The organism is Elusimicrobia bacterium HGW-Elusimicrobia-1 (assembly GCA_002841695.1).
Classification (GTDB): Bacteria; Elusimicrobiota; Endomicrobiia; order PHAN01; family PHAN01; genus PHAN01.
On sequence record PHAN01000023.1, the window covers coordinates 1 to 15,208 of the forward strand.

Sequence of the window (15,208 nt, forward strand, 5' to 3'; positions counted from 1 at the left end):
GCGTCTGTTCGGTCACAGTTGGACAGCAGAAACGGACTAACCACTATTCGCTATCCACTAATCACTTTCTTTACAAAAGACGGCGTGACTCCTCGCAATGACAGAGGGTGAGAGCGGTGGCGCAATAACAAATGAAATAAAAGGAGAAGAAAAGAGATGATACCCAGAGGCCGTGGCCCCAGAAGAAGAGGGCCGTTTTTAAGAAAGAGAAAGTGTCGTTTCTGCCAGGATAAGGTGGAACCGAGTTACAGAAAACCCGAGGTCTTAAGAAATTTCGTGTCCGACAAAGGCAAAATTTTGCCGTCTTTCGTCACGGGCGCCTGCGCGAAACACCAGAGAACCGTATCCAGAGAAATCAAAAGGGCGCGCATTCTGGCCCGTATGCCTTTTGTTGTGTAGCGTGTCACAGGATGCTTTCTGGCAACGCGTGTTTCCGGCGGCAGATGTTGTAATTGCGGCATAGAGAGATTCGGAAATTAAGAGATTGGGGTAAAAGAGTAAAAGTTTTAAGAGCGGGAGATTTAGGATTTATAGGGGCGCTCCCTAATTTCTTAATCTCCCAATCTCCTAATAACTATAAGACAACGCAAGGAGAAAAACCGTGGAAGTGATATTCATAAAAGACGTGCCGGGCGTGGCGTCCAAAGGTCAGAAAAAAAAGATAGCGCGGGGTTTTGCCAGAAATTACCTTTTTCCCAGAGAGTTGGCCGTCGAAATCACCAAGAAAAACGCCGCGACCGTCGCCGCGCACGAAAAACTTATCGGCAGACGTCTTGCCGCCGAAAAGAAAAAGCTTGAGGAACTCGCCAAACAGATAGAAGGTCTCTCGGTTACCGTGGAAGCCGCGGTCGGCGCCGGCGGAAAAATGTTCGGGGCGGTTACAGCCGCAGAAATAGCCGAAAATCTGGCCAAACAAATGCCGGAAGCGACTCTTCCGAAACACGCCGTAACCCTTAAAGAACCCATAAAGCAGACAGGCGCCTACACGGTCGAAGTTACGCTTCATCCGGAAGTCAAGACCACCCTTAAAGTATGGGTAATAGAAAAGAAGTAAACTTCGACGAGCAGGTCCTGAGGATACCTCCGCATTCCATTGAAGCGGAGAAGGCCGTCATCGGTTCCATGCTCATAGACCGTGACGCGATAGAAAAGGTAGTGGAGTACAACATAGAGCCGTCGGATTTTTTCGTCGATAATCATCGCCGGATATTTGAAGTCATCCTCGACATATACAACCATCACGAACCGGTAGAAATAATTTCCGTATCGGAAAAAATCAAGACCGACAAGACCCTCTCGTCGGACATCGCCGGCAGCGCGGCGTTTCTTCTCTCCCTGCATAATTCCGTAACTACTTCGGCCAACGTGGAATACTACGCGCAGGTCGTAAAAGAAAAATCCACTCTCAGAAAAATCATCTATGTAGGCGCCGATCTTGCCGAGCGCGCGTACAGAGCCGACGAGACCGCCGACAACATACTTGATAAATCCGAGCAGGAAGTGCTCGATATCCGCGCGCGCAGAAAATCGGATTTTGTGCACGTAAAAGACCTGGTTCAGAGCCAGCTCGACCGCATCGAAAAGGCGTCTCTTAACAAAAAAGAGGTCACGGGACTTGCCACAGGCATAACCGATTTCGACGTAATGACGTGCGGCCTGCAGCCGGGCAACCTTATAATAATTGCCGGCCGCCCGTCGATGGGCAAGACGGCTTTCGCCGTAAATATCGCCGAGCACGTGGCCATAGAATTAAAGAAAGCCGTGGCTATATTTTCGCTGGAAATGTCCAAAGAAGAACTGATGCTGCGTATGCTTTGCTCCCGCGCGCGCATCGACATGCAGAAAGCAAAGAAGGGCTATCTGGAAAAAAAGGGCTGGCCCGTGCTGACCACGGTGGGCGAAATAATCAGCGAGGCGCCTCTCTATATCGACGATACGTCGTCGGGGGAAATACTCGAGCTTAAATCCCGCGCCAGAAAACTCAAAAAAAATCTTGCCCGCTCGGGCAAAGAACTTTCACTTATAATAGTCGATTATCTCCAATTGATGCATTCTTCGTCGCGCAGCGATTCCCGCCAGCAGGAGATAGCCGAGATATCGCGCTCGCTGAAACGGCTTTCCATGGATCTTAATGTTCCCGTCATAGCCGTGTCACAACTCTCGCGCCGTCCCGAGGAAAAAGGCCGCGAAAAACGTCCGCAGCTTTCTGACCTCAGAGAGTCGGGCGCCATTGAGCAGGATGCCGATCTGGTCGCAGGCATTTACCGCGAGGAATACTACAAGTCCGATAAGGAAAGTTTGAGCGACGAAGAAAAGACGTCCGCCGAAATAATAATAATGAAACAGAGAAACGGGCCTACCGGCACAGTGAAGGCCTGTTTCCTGAGAGAATACGCCCGTTTCGACAATCCGGACAGAAAACATGCCGATTTATAGGCCGACGACCGCCGAGATATCGCGTTCGGCCGTGCTCGCCAATCTGGCTATAGTCAAAAAGCGCGCGCGCGGCGCGGGGATACTGGCTGTGGTAAAGGCCGGAGCATACGGCCACGGCGCGCAAATTGTCTCAAACATTTTAGAAAGCGGCGTCCGCGGTTTCGGAGTGGCGACCGTCGAGGAAGGGCTCGAACTCCGATGCTTCGGTATAAAAAAGCCGGTTTTGGTGCTCGGTTCGCTCTGGCCGTTTTCAAGTTTTCCCGTCGCCGCCCGCGCGGGACTTATTCCGACTATATCCAGCGTTTCGGGCTTAAAAGCCCTCGATAAAACGGCCGTCTCCATGGGCCGCGAACTTCCTTTTTATCTGAAAATAGACACCGGCATGGGCCGCATCGGAGTAAGTCACGAGCGCGCCGGAACGGTTCTTGAAGCCGCGGCTTCGTCGAGAGCGATAATCTGCCGCGGAATATATTCGCACTTCGCTTCAGCCGATTCCGACCCTTCCTATACGCGCATTCAGTACGAAAGATTCTTAAAGATAAAAAAATCCGCTGTCCGCCATCCCCGCCTTGCCGCGGCGGATTTTTCCATGTCCAACTCCGCTGGGATATTCTTTTTTCCTTCGGCGGCTTTCGACGTGGTTCGGCCGGGCATCTCTCTTTACGGTTTGCAGCCGTCGGCGGCTCCGTCTAAAAAAGTAGGGCTTAATCCGGCGCTTGTCTTAAAATCGCGCATCGTTTTTTTGAAAAAGATCTCCCGCGGCTCGTCGATAAGTTATGCCCGCAGGTTCATCGCCCGACGGGAGTCCCTGATAGCCACGGTTCCGGCGGGCTATGCCGACGGTTACAGAGTGGGCTTTTCGTGCGCGGCGACGGCTCTGGTTCGCGGCCGCGCTGCGAAAGTCGCCGGGCGCGTAACTATGGACATGACTATGTTCGACGTTACCGGAATTCCGGGTGTTTCCGTCGGAGACGAGGTCGTTCTTATAGGCCGTCAAGGCCGCCTTACCGTGACGGCCGAGGCGCTTGCCGCTCTTGCCGGCACCATCAACTACGAGATAGTATGCGGAATCTCCGATAGGGTTCCCAGAATCGAGACGGACTAAAAACAATAATGATAACCATCGTCCACCGGTCTTTTATGGATGTCGTCAAAAGCGTAGGGGAACTCGCTCTTATGACTTCGCGCACCCTTGTTTACATATTCAAGGGAAACGTGGACCGCAGGAACGTCGTCGAGCAGATGTTGGAGGTCGGCGTGCGTTCTTTTCCCGTGATAGCGCTCACTTCGGTGTTCACCGGAATGGTTATGGCGCTTCAGACCGGCGCGGCCTTCAGGAATATTTTCAACGAGCCGGTTTATGTGGGTTCGGTCGTGGGCTTCGCCATAGTCAAAGAACTCGGTCCCGTTCTTACTTCCATAGTTATTTCGGGCCGCGTGGGGGCGGCTATAGCCGCCGAGCTCGGTTCGATGAAAGTCACCGAGCAGCTTGACGCGCTTTACACCCTGGGCACCAACCCCGTGAAATATCTGGCGGTGCCGCGGTTTATCGCCAATCTGGTGATGCTTCCCATTCTCGCTCTGTGCGCCAATATTATCGGTATCGTCGGAGGAATGCTGGTTACGGTATATAAATGGGGAGTGCCTTCCACGGTTTACTGGGATGACATACTCGATCATATGGATATCGGCGACCTTATGCACGGGTTGATAAAATCCCTCGCTTTCGCCCTGATTATAGTTTCCGTTTCCTGCTACAAGGGTTTTGCGTGCGAAGGCGGAGCCGAGGGCGTGGGCAAGACAACCACCGGCGCCGTTATGATTTCTATGGTGATGATACTGGTGTCGGATTATTTCATATCCTCTTTTCTCGTCGCAATCGGAATCGGGTAATGATAAAAATCTCCGGCGTTCACAAATCGTTTAACTCGAACCACGTTCTTCGCGGAACGAGTTTGGACATTCTCGACGGAGAGACCATAACGATAATAGGCGCTTCCGGCGGCGGAAAGAGCGTGTTATTAAAGTGTATGGTCGGATTGCTTCAGGTGGACGACGGCGATATATTCGCGGACGAACACAGGATAACCGGCCTTGAAGACGACGCGCTTTGGGAAGTGCAGAAAAAATTCGGATTTCTCTTTCAGGGCGCGGCGCTGTTCGACTCGTTGACCGTCGCCGAAAACATCGCGTTCGGACTCAAGAATCTGCGCCCCGACATTTCCGGAAACGAAGTTTCCCAGAGAGTCAGATGGTGTCTTGAAAACGTGGGCTTAAAAAACATAGAGCATTTGAAACCCGCGGAACTCTCCGGCGGAATGAAAAAGCGCGTCGGCCTGGCCCGCGCCATAGCCACGGAGCCGAAATACATACTTTACGACGAGCCGACGACGGGCCTCGACCCGATAAAGGCCGACCTTATAACGGATTTGATACTGAAACTTCAGCACAACCTTAAAATAACTTCCATAGTGGTTACTCACGATATGGTCGCGGCATACAAGGTATCCAACCGCGTAGCGATGCTTTACGACGGAAAGATAGTCGAGATAGGATCGCCGGACGAGATAAAAAATACCCGCAATGAAATCGTCCGGCAGTTCATAGAGGGTCACACCGAAGAAAAGGTGTGAAAATTGTATAATCAGCGATAATGAATAAGGAAACGAGACTCGGATTATTCCTGCTCGCCGCCGTCGCGGCTTTCGTCACGGTTATAACGATACTGGGCGATTTTTCCTTTCGCCGCGGTTACTATATCAATGTGGTTTTTTCCGATACAGCGGGACTTCCGGACAAGGCGCCGGCCAAGATAGCCGGCGTTACCGTCGGCAGTATCAAGGGCATTACTCTTGTGGACGGCAAGGCCAATCTCAGGGTCTGGATAAGAAAGTCGGTTAACATTCACGACGACGCGCAGGCCCGCATAATCGCAACGGGGATAATCGGCACGAAATATCTTGAACTTACCACGGGGTCGTCTTCCAGGCCTGTCGTCCGGAACGGTCACGCTCTGCGCGGTATAGACCCTGTTTCGCTGGATAAAATGCTCACGAGCGCTCTTGAAAGCATAGAGGCCCTGACGGATTCTCTTAAACCCACCGACGGAAAATCGCTGGGGCAGAACCTCTCCGAGGCAGTGGCGAATATAAGGGATGTCACGGATACTCTGCGCACGGCCGTTCATTTGCAGGAACAAAAAGTCGTCGAGATCGTCTCAAATATTCACTCCATCACAAAGCGCGTGGACTCGATATCGGCCAATCTCGACGAAATATTGGGCGACGGCAAGGCCGACCTGAAGGCCACGATAGCCCACCTTAAAAGCATTTCCGAAAAACTCGACAGCATAGTGACTTCCGTCGAGGCCGGCGAAGGTCTTGCCGGCAAAGTTCTTAAAGACAAGGAAATGGGAGAGAACCTCAAAGGCGCGGTCGCGTCCATCAAGGACACCGCCGACGAAGCCAAGCGTGTTCTGCGCAGAATATCGGTCATAGACACGCACTGGAACTTTTCGCTCCGTTACGACACCAAATACGATTTGTACAAGCCCGATGTGGGCCTTAGAGTATCGCCATCGCCCCAGAAGTACTATTATTTCGGCGGCAGGAACCTGGGCGACAAGCGCACGGAATTCGATCCGGAAGAAAGAAACACGCTTGATTTTCACGTCGGCAGAGTCAAACCCTACGGAAGTATTTATGCCGGCGTCGTCAAAAACAAGGGCGGCGGCGGATTCAGCATAAGGCCTTTCTATAAAGGAAATCCGTGGAACAAATTCGAGGTATACGCCGAGGGTTCCGATTTCTTCCGAAAAAAACCCGTGGCTGCCGCCAACGTGGACGTCGGCGCCCGAGTCAATATTTACAAATTCGTTACGCTTGGCACGCAAGTCGAGGACATCGCGCACGAGCAGAATACGAACGTTTACGTAAACCTTTTTGTCAAAGACAACGATATCGGATACCTTTTGGGGCTGGTGGGACTGGCCAGACCGTGATATGTCAGTTGCCTGTCGTTATTTTTTTGTCAGCTTCTCTTAAATCCCGCCCCGTTTGTCATTCCCGCGAAAGCGGGAATCCAGATATATGCGCCGCCGAATTCTGGATTCCCGATAACAACATTCGGGAATGACAAAGTTAAAGAAGGCGCGGGGGCGAGGGAAACGAACGAGATTGAAAAACAAGAATTAAAGAATGAAAACAAAAAACATCTTCCGCTGCCGCGAGTGCGGTTTTTCTTCGGCCAAATGGCTGGGTAGATGTCCCGAATGCGGCAAGTGGAATTCCTTCGACGAAGAACTTCTCTCCCAAAAAACGCAGCCGGTCCGCCGCACTCTCACCGATTTCTCCTCCGAAGTTTCTCCGATAGATAAAATATCGGCCGGCAGTTTCGCGCGCACTCCCACCGGCATAGGCGAGGTCGACAGAATTCTGGGAGGCGGCGTTGTCGACGGGAGCATGGTGCTTCTGGGCGGTCCGCCGGGCATAGGCAAATCGACTCTGATGCTTGAGATTTCAGCGGCGCTTGCCGCCGTTTCGGGGCCAGTTCTCTACGTCTCCGGCGAAGAATCCCCCGGGCAGATAAAGAATCGCGCCGACCGAGTGTCGGCTTCGAGGGACGGTATATTCGTCCTGTGCGAAACTAATCTTGAAAATATAGTGGAGGCGATAGGACGCTTATCGCCCAGACACGTCGTAATAGATTCCATCCAGACGGTGTACCGCCCCGATTTGGCCGGCGCTCCCGGCACTGTTTCGCAAGTCAGGGAATGCGCCGCCGAAATGCTCAAAATTGCCAAATCGCGGGGCATCTCGGTATTTTTGCTCGGCCACGTCACCAAAGAAGGCGATCTCGCCGGGCCGCGCGTGCTTGAGCATATCGTCGACACGGTGCTTTATTTTGAGTCGGAGAAGCAGCAAATTTACAGAATTTTGCGGGTCAACAAAAACCGTTTCGGCCCGGCCGCGGAAATCGGCGTTTTTGAAATGAAGGAGACGGGACTCGAAGGTGTGTCCAATCCGTCGGCGCTGTTTTTAAGGGAACGTGGGGATGCGGCGGCTTCCGGTTCGGTCGTCACTGTTTCCATCGAGGGTTCGCGCCCGATTCTCGTGGAAATACAATCTCTGGTGACAAAAGCAAACTACGGCGTGCCGCGCCGCCAGGCCAACGGCATCGACTATAACAGAATGGTCATGCTCATAGCGGTGCTTGAGCGCAGGTGCGGTTTTCATCTTGAATTCCAGGACGTTTATCTGAATGTCGCCGGAGGACTTAAATTAAAAAGTACCGCCGAAGATCTTGCCGCGGCGGTGTCGGTGGCTTCGGCGTCGTCGGATTTTACGGTGCCGGTTTCGGTCGTTGCCGTCGGCGAAGTAGGACTCTCCGGAGAAATCCGGGCGGTCTCGCGGCTCGGCGACCGTCTCAAAGAAGCGGAAGCGATGGGTTTCCACGAAGCCGTAGTTCCCAAAAGCGGGCTTTCGCGCGCAACACTGCCTAAAAAAATAAAAATACACCCGGCGTCCACGCTTGCCGAGGCCGTGGAAATTTTAAGAGAAAGAGGACGAAAATCATGATGGATTTTGCCACCTTCGGAGAATCGCACGGAAAGGTTATCGGAGTTGTCGTAGAGGGTCTGCCCGCCGGTCTTGAAATATCCGTCGACGGCATAAACGCGGAACTCTCGCGCCGGCAGTCCGGCTACGGCCGCGGCGCGCGGATGGCGATGGAAAAAGACACCGCGGAAATAGTTTCCGGAGTAAGATGGGGAAGGACCATCGGTTCGCCCGTCTGCGTGTTGATAAAAAACCGCGATTGGGACAACAACCGCCGGCTGATGTCCGTCGATAAAATATCCGGAGCATCCTCAATGCGGCTTCTGCGTCCGCGTCCGGGCCACGCCGACCTCGCCGGTCTTATGAAGTATCGCTTCGACGATGTAACCGATGTTCTGGAGCGTTCCAGCGCCCGCGAGACCGCCGCGAGAGTGGCCGCCGGCGCGTTGTTCAAAAAGTTTCTGTCGGTTGCGGGCATCGGCGTTTATTCATGGGTCGAGGAAATCGGCGGCGTAAAAGCGGACGTGCCGTCGGCGCCGGCGTTAAAGATATCGGAGCTGGCCAAAAAAAATACACTGTCTATACCCGACGCGGCGGCGTTTTCAAGAATGGCCGCGCTCATAGATTCCGCCAAAAAATCCGGAGACACCGTCGGCGGCGTATTTGCCGTGGCGGTTTCGGGAACTCCCGCGGGATTGGGCGGTTACGTTTCGTGGAAGGAGCGTCTCGACGGCAAACTTGCCGCCGCGCTGATGTCGATACAGGCCATAAAAGGCGTCGAGATAGGCGCGGGTTTTCGAGCCGCCTCAACGAGCGGCTCCAAAGTTCACGACGAAATATTTTACTCGAAAACGGCGGGATATTTCCGCAAAACGAACAACGCCGGCGGGCTTGAAGGCGGTGTGACCAACGGCGGCGAAATCAGGGCCAGATGCGCAATGAAACCCATACCGTCGCTGACGAAGCCGCTGGCGTCCGTCGACATCGCCACGAAAAAACCGTCGCCCGCGGCCGCCGTCAGAAGCGACGTGTGCGCCGTTCCGGCGGCCGCCGTAGTCGGCGAAGCCATGACGGCTTTCGTGATTGCGGCCGCCGTCAGGGATAAGTTCGGCGGCGACAGCGTATCCGAATTCCTCGACAACCTCCGCTCGTCGTCGCGCCGTCGGGCGTAGGCGGTTATTGATTCCGCCGTAAGACAATTTCCCTATGGCGACTCCGTTCAGATTTTATACCCGTCTAAATCTTACCGAGCTCCTCGGCAGAAAAGCCGCGGATTTGAAAGAATTCCTCGAAGGTCTCAAATCCGTCCCCGGCTCGTCGATATACTATCACACTCACAGGTTTCTGCAGCAGCATCACTTCCTCTCTCCGGAACCTCCCAACGATTTCGCCTACTGGGTTTCCATGTCTCTGAAGGAAGAACGCCTGGGCGAAAAACTCGCCGCCGTCGACATCGTCAGATTCGGCGGGATAGCGCCGCTGCGCGAGAGTTTCATTTCAATTATCGAAGAACACATTAAACATCATCCCGCCGAGCGCCGTGCGCCCGACGGCGAGGAATTTCATTTTATGAAGTCGGTGACGTTCGTGGTTCCCACGCCGCACGTAGTCGATAACCTCAGGGATTTTTATGAAACTCTGGGTATGGTTTCCATTCACTCGATATATTTCCATATTTTTGAGGCACGTCTGCGTCTTGAAAAGGGCGACAACGATTTTTCCTTTTGGCTGGGAACGCAGCTCGGCGAAAAAGAAATCGCCGCCGCCGTCGCGAAGATGGACCCTTACACACGGACACTTGAAAATCTGCGGCAAAGAATTCGATCTCTGATAAAAGATAAAATCCGCTGACGCCGCGTTTTACGGCCGGCAGATTTTTGTAAGAGACATTGTAGGGGCGTATTGCCATACGCCTTCATTATGGAAAGTGTTTGTTCAAAAGATTCAACACGATAATTTATGCCGAATCTTGATAATTACACCCCTATAGTCGGAGCCGATACCGTCGAGGAAATACGTCTGCTCGCCGAGCGTTTGCGCGGCGCGCGCGTGGTTAACGTCAACTCTACCGCCGTCGGCGGAGGCGTAGCCGAAATACTTTCGCGTATGATGCCGCTTCTTTCGGAACTCGGCATTAACGCCTCATGGGAAGTCATAAAAGGCGGGGAGAAGTTTTTCGCGGCCACAAAAAAATTCCATAACGCCCTCCACGGAGTCAGGACGGAAATTTCCGGCGACGAGTACGAGCATTTTATTGAGATTAACCGCCAAAACGCCGCGACTATGAATCTTGACGCCGACGTGGTTTTCATCCACGACCCGCAGCCGATTGCTCTCGTGGAAAAAAGGAACAAAGCGTCCGGCGGATGGCTGTGGCGCTGTCACATAGATTTTTCCCGTCCCGACGAAAAACTCTGGCAGTTTCTCAGAGGATACATTGAAAAATATGACGCGGCGGTATTTTCCGCCCCCGCGTTCGCGCGGTCGCTTTCGGTAAGACAAATTCTTATAGCTCCGTCCATAGACCCGTTGTCGGACAAGAACAAGGAACTTGACGAAGCGTACATATCCTCTGTGTTCGAGAGTTTCGGTATTGACCGCGGCAGGCCGGTTGTCACCCAGATATCGCGTTTCGATTATTTGAAAGACCCCGTCGGAGTGATAGAGGCCTACCGTCAGGCAAAAAAATATGTTGATTGCCAGCTGGTGCTCGCCGGCGGCGGCGCCACCGATGATCCGGAGGGCGAAAAAGTTCTGGCCGAAGTCCGCGAAGCCGCCGCCGGAGACAAAGATATTTTCATACTGCTTCTTCCGCCGTCGTCGGATTTAGAGATAAACGCTCTGCAGCGCGGCTCCGACGTAGTTCTGCAAAAATCCCTGCGCGAGGGCTTTGGCCTCACCGTCTCGGAGGCGCTTTGGAAAGGCAAGCCCGTTATAGCCGGAGCCGTTGGAGGAATACCTCTTCAAATTACGCACAAATATTCCGGCATACTCACGCATACCGTCGAGGGAACGGCGTATTGGATAAAACAGTTGCTGCATTCTCCCGAATACGCCGCGAAACTCGGAGCCAATGGCAGGGAGCACATAAAAAATAATTTTCTTCTGACGAGACATTTGAGGGAATATCTGCTTATGTTTTTGTCGCTGAGTCATTCGGGCGACGTGGTGCACTTATAAAATATGAATATAATACTGACGGGATTTATGGGAACAGGCAAAACGTCGGTCGGCAGGGCGCTTGCCTCAGCGCTCAAAAAAGATTTCATCGATACCGACGAAATCATCAAGCGCCGCGCGGGCAAGACCATAGCGAGGATATTTTCCGACGACGGCGAACGCGCTTTTCGCGCCGCCGAAAGCGCGGTGGCCGTCGAAATCGCCGGCATGGACGGCAAAGTCGTCTCGACGGGCGGTGGCATCGTTCTCCGACGGGAAAACATGTCGCATTTGCGAAAAAATGGTATAATCATCAATCTTACGTCGTCTCCGGCAAAGATTTACGAGCGTCTGAAAAACGACGGCGGTTCGCGTCCGCTGCTTGATAAACCCGATGTTCTTTCGGAGATAAAAAAACTGCTGGTCGAACGCGAACCGTTCTACGCCGATTGCGATGTCCGAATCGACACCGGACTTTTGAGCGCCGAAGCCGCCGCCGAAAGCATAATCCGCAGTTTGGCGGGACGCATTTAACATCGTGTCGTCTCGACTCAAATGAAAAAAATATCCGTCAGATTACCGCATAAAACCGTCCCCGTTATCATCGGCGGGCCGATAAACAAATTTGCCGCCGCCTTTGCAAAAGCCGTCCCCGCGCGAAAAATACTCGCGGTGACTAATCCCTTGATACGCAGAATGTACGGCGCCCGTATGGCGAAGTCCTTCCGCGCGGCCGGCATAGATCTTGCCTGGGCGGAAATACCCGCGGGGGAAAAGCACAAAAATCTTCGGTCGATTGAGCGCGTGTACTCGCGCGCGGTCGCCGCGGGACTCGACCGTGATTCCGTGATATTGGCGTTGGGCGGCGGCGTCGTGGGCGATATGGCGGGATTCGCGGCCGCCACGCTTTTTCGCGGCATAAGATACGTTCAGGCGCCCACGACTCTACTTGCGATGGTGGATTCTTCCGTCGGCGGAAAGGTGGGCGTGGACTTAAAAGAGGGAAAAAATCTTGCCGGCGCGTTTTATCAGCCGGAGCTTGTTTACGTGAGCGGGGAGTTTCTGAATACGCTTCCTCCGCGTGAAATCAAAAATGGTCTCGGCGAAATCGTGAAATACGCGGTGATATCCGACGGCAAACTTTTTGAATATCTTGAAAAAACGCCGCCGTCGGAATTCAAGTGGGATTTTGTCGTAGAACGCTGTGTCCGGGCCAAAGCCGCGGTAGTGGAAAAAGACGAGTATGAAACAAAGGGCATAAGAGAGATTCTTAATTTCGGGCATACTTACGCACACGCTCTCGAAAAAGCCGCGTCCTACAAGGCCGTGTCGCACGGCGAGGCCGTAGCCGCGGGAGTTCTTAAAGAATGCATTCTCGCGGAGCGGCTGTGCGGTTTTAAGGAAACCCGCAGAGTCCGGAACCTGCTTGCGGCCCTCGGTTTGCCGACGGAAGCGCCGGAATCGGTTTCGAGGCGCGCGGTGGCGGCGGCCGTATCAAGAGATAAAAAGATCCGCGGCAAAAACATACGGCTTTATCTGCCGTCTTCGATAGGCCGCGCGGTTTTTATGGAAGTTTCCGTGGACGATATACGGGAGAAGCTTGCCGCATTTTAACGGAAAAAATACGGAGTGCTATAAAAAATGAATCCATTCGTTTATAAAAATCGCAATTTGTGCGTCGACGGTATAAGTTTGAAGAGTATCGCCCGCAAGGTCGGCACGCCCTTTTTCATATATTCACGCGACAACATCGAGCGTCGGATACTCGACTACAAAAAAGGCCTTGCCTCCGTGCGGCACTTGCTCTGCTATGCCGTGAAAGCCAACTCCAATCCGGCCGTTCTTAAAGTCATTCGCGCTGCCGGCTGCGGGGCAGACATAACGAGCGGCGGGGAGCTTTACGCGGCGATGGCGGCCGGCATTTCGCCGTCGAAACTTGTGTACGCCGGCGTCGGCAAGACCGACGGAGAAATCCGCGCGGCGATAAAAGCCGGAATCCTTATGTTCAACGTGGAATCACGCGCGGAGCTTGAGGCCATCGACGGAATTGCCGCCCGCGCCGGCAAAATCGTCCGCGTAGCCGTGCGCATAAATCCCGACGTCGACGCCGGGACGCACAAAAAAATCACCACCGGGAAATCGCGCACCAAGTTCGGCATTCCGATATCAGACGCTTTGGAATTTTACAATGCCGCCCGTAGAATGAAGCACATTGAACCGGCGGGAATCCATTCGCACATCGGCTCGCAAATCGTTTCGACGTCGCCGTTTACGGCGGCCGCGCGGAAAATAAAAAAACTTACGGACCGGCTGGAATCGTCGGGGCTTTCGATAAAATATGTCGACCTCGGCGGAGGTCTCGGCATACGTTATAACGACGAGAATCCGCCTTCTCCGTCGACTTTTGTCAAAGAAACGCTTAGCGTCTTCTCGTCGGACAGGGACGCGGCGCGCACCTATATTTTCGAGCCCGGACGGTCCATCGTGGGCGAGGCGGGGGCTTTGGTGGCTTCGGTGATATATCACAAAGAAGCGCTGGGCAAGCATTTTTTCATCGCCGACGCGGGTATGTCGGATTTGATAAGACCAACGCTCTATGACGCATATCACGAAATCCTGCCGGTCGAGAAATCCGCTTCGCGCGTGGTTACGGCCGACATTGTGGGGCCGATATGCGAAACGGGAGATTTTTTGGGGCTGTCGCGCCGTTTGCCGATACTGAAGAAAAATGATCTCATAGCCGTGTTGTGCGCCGGCGCTTACGGATTTGCGATGTCGAGCCGCTACAATTCGCGCCTGCGTGCCGCCGAGGTGCTTGTGTCCGACGGAAAATACAAAATAGTAAGAAAACGTGAAACATACGCCGACCTCGACGCGCGTGTTTAGAAATAAATCTATGCCGATTTCATTGTTGATATTAGGCCGTTTCAAAAATCCCCCTGTATCCCCCTTTTATAAAGGGGGACGAAGGGGGATTTCTTTTGGCGGTTTTCATAATGGCGAATATCGGGACGTTTTATGACAAAACAAGTCAGCTTCACAAAAATGACCGCAGCCGGCAACGATTTTGTCATGATAGACAATCGTTCCGGAATAATGCCCGCATCCCGCCGCGCGGTTTCCGCCCTTGCCCGACGGCTCTGCGACCGCAAGTACGGCGCCGGAGCCGACGGCATGATACTTCTTGAGCGCTCCCGACGGGCGGATTTCAGAATGCGTTACCTTAACGCCGACGGCTCCGAAGTTTCCATGTGCGGAAACGGAGCCCGTTCGATAGCGCGTTTTGCCGCATTGACTGGCGCCGTAAAGAAAAATCGCGGCGTTTTTGAAACTCCGGCGGGCATAATAAGCTACGAACTCAAAGAAGACACAGTCCGGATAGGACTTCCTCCTGTGCGAAATATAAAACTCGGTTTTTCGCTGTCCGCCGACGGTTCGCGTCTTGAAGCGCACTTCGCCGATACCGGCGTTCCCCACGTGGTAGTTTTCGTCGACAATCTTGAAAAAATAAAAGTCGTTTCCCTGGGCCGCGCCATAAGATATCACAAAAAATTCGCTCCGTCCGGCGCCAACGCCGATTTTGTCAAAATTAAGTCGCGCTCTGCGATTGCCGTGCGCACTTACGAACGCGGAGTGGAAGACGAGACGCTGGCCTGTGGCACGGGTGTTACCGCCGCGGCGATAATATCGGGCATTCTCGGATACGCGCGTCCGCCGGTCAAGTGCCTCACGCGCGGCGGCGATATTTTGACTGTTGACTACGCGTACAAAATTGATTCGCGTTCCCGTAAAATCGTTCCTTCTTCGATAAATGAAGTTACCCTCGAAGGTCCCGCCCGGGTGGTTTTTACCGGCCGGTATAATCTTTAACCCCCCACCTCCGGTCGCAATATTCTCATCTACCTTTTATGGCTGAAATAACAACTAATTTGCTATAATGAAACCATTGAAAAAGCCGTTGAAATATCACCCTGAACCCTTCGCCTTCTGTCATCCTGAGCGTAGCGAAGGATCTCGTCCTACTCAGGGCAGGCTCCGTGAAGGGTCTCGTTTGTCGT

At 53.3% G+C, this 15,208-nt stretch carries 15 protein-coding genes; all 15 read left to right on the plus strand.

Features of this window, described 5'->3' with window-relative positions; genetic code table 11:
- Positions 1 to 156: 156 nt before the first annotated feature.
- The 15 genes from rpsR to CVU77_09035 all read left to right on the plus strand — a co-directional run bounded on the left by rpsR (position 157) and on the right by CVU77_09035 (position 15,020).
- The gene (rpsR, locus tag CVU77_08965) at positions 157 to 399 is read left to right on the plus strand and encodes a 30S ribosomal protein S18 (GenBank protein PKN00678.1); all 243 of its coding nucleotides are present in this window, start codon (positions 157 to 159) and stop codon (positions 397 to 399) included.
- A 202-nt stretch (positions 400 to 601) separates the two neighbouring features.
- Positions 602 to 1,054, plus strand: coding sequence for a 50S ribosomal protein L9 (gene rplI / locus CVU77_08970; GenBank protein PKN00679.1), 453 nt, complete (start codon positions 602 to 604; stop codon positions 1,052 to 1,054).
- Complete coding sequence (dnaB, locus tag CVU77_08975; protein PKN00680.1) at positions 1,033 to 2,436, plus strand: replicative DNA helicase; 1,404 nt, start codon at positions 1,033 to 1,035, stop codon at positions 2,434 to 2,436. Before rplI ends, dnaB begins: the two co-directional genes overlap by 22 nt.
- On the plus strand, positions 2,423 to 3,541 hold the full coding sequence (alr, locus tag CVU77_08980) for an alanine racemase (GenBank protein PKN00681.1): 1,119 nt from the start codon (positions 2,423 to 2,425) through the stop codon (positions 3,539 to 3,541). The genes dnaB and alr overlap by 14 nt, the downstream gene beginning before the upstream one ends.
- Before the next feature lie 8 nt (positions 3,542 to 3,549).
- Positions 3,550 to 4,329 carry an ABC transporter permease gene (locus CVU77_08985; protein ID PKN00682.1) on the plus strand — a complete coding sequence of 260 codons (780 nt, stop codon included), beginning with the start codon at positions 3,550 to 3,552 and terminating at the stop codon, positions 4,327 to 4,329.
- Positions 4,329 to 5,069 (plus strand): ABC transporter ATP-binding protein, encoded by a 741-nt coding sequence (locus CVU77_08990; GenBank protein PKN00683.1) that lies wholly within the window; start codon positions 4,329 to 4,331, stop codon positions 5,067 to 5,069. Before CVU77_08985 ends, CVU77_08990 begins: the two co-directional genes overlap by 1 nt.
- A 20-nt stretch (positions 5,070 to 5,089) precedes the next feature.
- Positions 5,090 to 6,436, plus strand: coding sequence for a hypothetical protein (locus tag CVU77_08995; protein ID PKN00684.1), 1,347 nt, complete (start codon positions 5,090 to 5,092; stop codon positions 6,434 to 6,436).
- 196 nt (positions 6,437 to 6,632) lie between these two features.
- Positions 6,633 to 8,012, plus strand: a complete 1,380-nt coding sequence (locus CVU77_09000) for a DNA repair protein RadA (protein PKN00685.1) — start codon at positions 6,633 to 6,635, stop codon at positions 8,010 to 8,012.
- Positions 8,009 to 9,163, plus strand: coding sequence for a chorismate synthase (locus tag CVU77_09005; GenBank protein ID PKN00686.1), 1,155 nt, complete (start codon positions 8,009 to 8,011; stop codon positions 9,161 to 9,163). Before CVU77_09000 ends, CVU77_09005 begins: the two co-directional genes overlap by 4 nt.
- A gap of 34 nt (positions 9,164 to 9,197) precedes the next feature.
- Positions 9,198 to 9,842 (plus strand): hypothetical protein, encoded by a 645-nt coding sequence (locus CVU77_09010; protein PKN00687.1) that lies wholly within the window; start codon positions 9,198 to 9,200, stop codon positions 9,840 to 9,842.
- A 108-nt stretch (positions 9,843 to 9,950) separates the two neighbouring features.
- Entirely contained in the window at positions 9,951 to 11,171 is a 1,221-nt protein-coding gene (locus CVU77_09015) for a glycosyl transferase family 1 (GenBank protein ID PKN00688.1), read from the plus strand.
- A gap of 3 nt (positions 11,172 to 11,174) precedes the next feature.
- Positions 11,175 to 11,684 (plus strand): shikimate kinase, encoded by a 510-nt coding sequence (locus tag CVU77_09020; protein PKN00689.1) that lies wholly within the window; start codon positions 11,175 to 11,177, stop codon positions 11,682 to 11,684.
- 21 nt (positions 11,685 to 11,705) lie between these two features.
- Positions 11,706 to 12,764, plus strand: a complete 1,059-nt coding sequence (gene aroB, locus CVU77_09025; GenBank protein ID PKN00690.1) for a 3-dehydroquinate synthase — start codon at positions 11,706 to 11,708, stop codon at positions 12,762 to 12,764.
- Between the two features lie 27 nt (positions 12,765 to 12,791).
- A complete protein-coding gene (gene lysA / locus CVU77_09030; protein ID PKN00691.1) occupies positions 12,792 to 14,036 on the plus strand; it encodes a diaminopimelate decarboxylase in 1,245 nt (414 codons plus the stop codon).
- A 132-nt stretch (positions 14,037 to 14,168) separates the two neighbouring features.
- Entirely contained in the window at positions 14,169 to 15,020 is an 852-nt protein-coding gene (locus CVU77_09035) for a diaminopimelate epimerase (GenBank protein PKN00692.1), read from the plus strand.
- The last annotated feature ends 188 nt before the right edge of the window (positions 15,021 to 15,208 follow it).

Coding starts and splice junctions, on each gene's coding strand:
- rpsR (PKN00678.1), top strand. CDS start 157: ATGATACCCAGAGGCCGTGGCCCCAGAAGAAGAGGGCCGTTTTTAAGA.
- dnaB (PKN00680.1), top strand. CDS start 1,033: ATGGGTAATAGAAAAGAAGTAAACTTCGACGAGCAGGTCCTGAGGATA.
- alr (PKN00681.1), top strand. CDS start 2,423: ATGCCGATTTATAGGCCGACGACCGCCGAGATATCGCGTTCGGCCGTG.
- CVU77_08985 (PKN00682.1), top strand. CDS start 3,550: ATGATAACCATCGTCCACCGGTCTTTTATGGATGTCGTCAAAAGCGTA.
- CVU77_08990 (PKN00683.1), top strand. CDS start 4,329: ATGATAAAAATCTCCGGCGTTCACAAATCGTTTAACTCGAACCACGTT.
- CVU77_08995 (PKN00684.1), top strand. CDS start 5,090: ATGAATAAGGAAACGAGACTCGGATTATTCCTGCTCGCCGCCGTCGCG.
- CVU77_09000 (PKN00685.1), top strand. CDS start 6,633: ATGAAAACAAAAAACATCTTCCGCTGCCGCGAGTGCGGTTTTTCTTCG.
- CVU77_09005 (PKN00686.1), top strand. CDS start 8,009: ATGATGGATTTTGCCACCTTCGGAGAATCGCACGGAAAGGTTATCGGA.
- CVU77_09010 (PKN00687.1), top strand. CDS start 9,198: ATGGCGACTCCGTTCAGATTTTATACCCGTCTAAATCTTACCGAGCTC.
- CVU77_09015 (PKN00688.1), top strand. CDS start 9,951: ATGCCGAATCTTGATAATTACACCCCTATAGTCGGAGCCGATACCGTC.
- CVU77_09020 (PKN00689.1), top strand. CDS start 11,175: ATGAATATAATACTGACGGGATTTATGGGAACAGGCAAAACGTCGGTC.
- aroB (PKN00690.1), top strand. CDS start 11,706: ATGAAAAAAATATCCGTCAGATTACCGCATAAAACCGTCCCCGTTATC.
- lysA (PKN00691.1), top strand. CDS start 12,792: ATGAATCCATTCGTTTATAAAAATCGCAATTTGTGCGTCGACGGTATA.
- CVU77_09035 (PKN00692.1), top strand. CDS start 14,169: ATGACAAAACAAGTCAGCTTCACAAAAATGACCGCAGCCGGCAACGAT.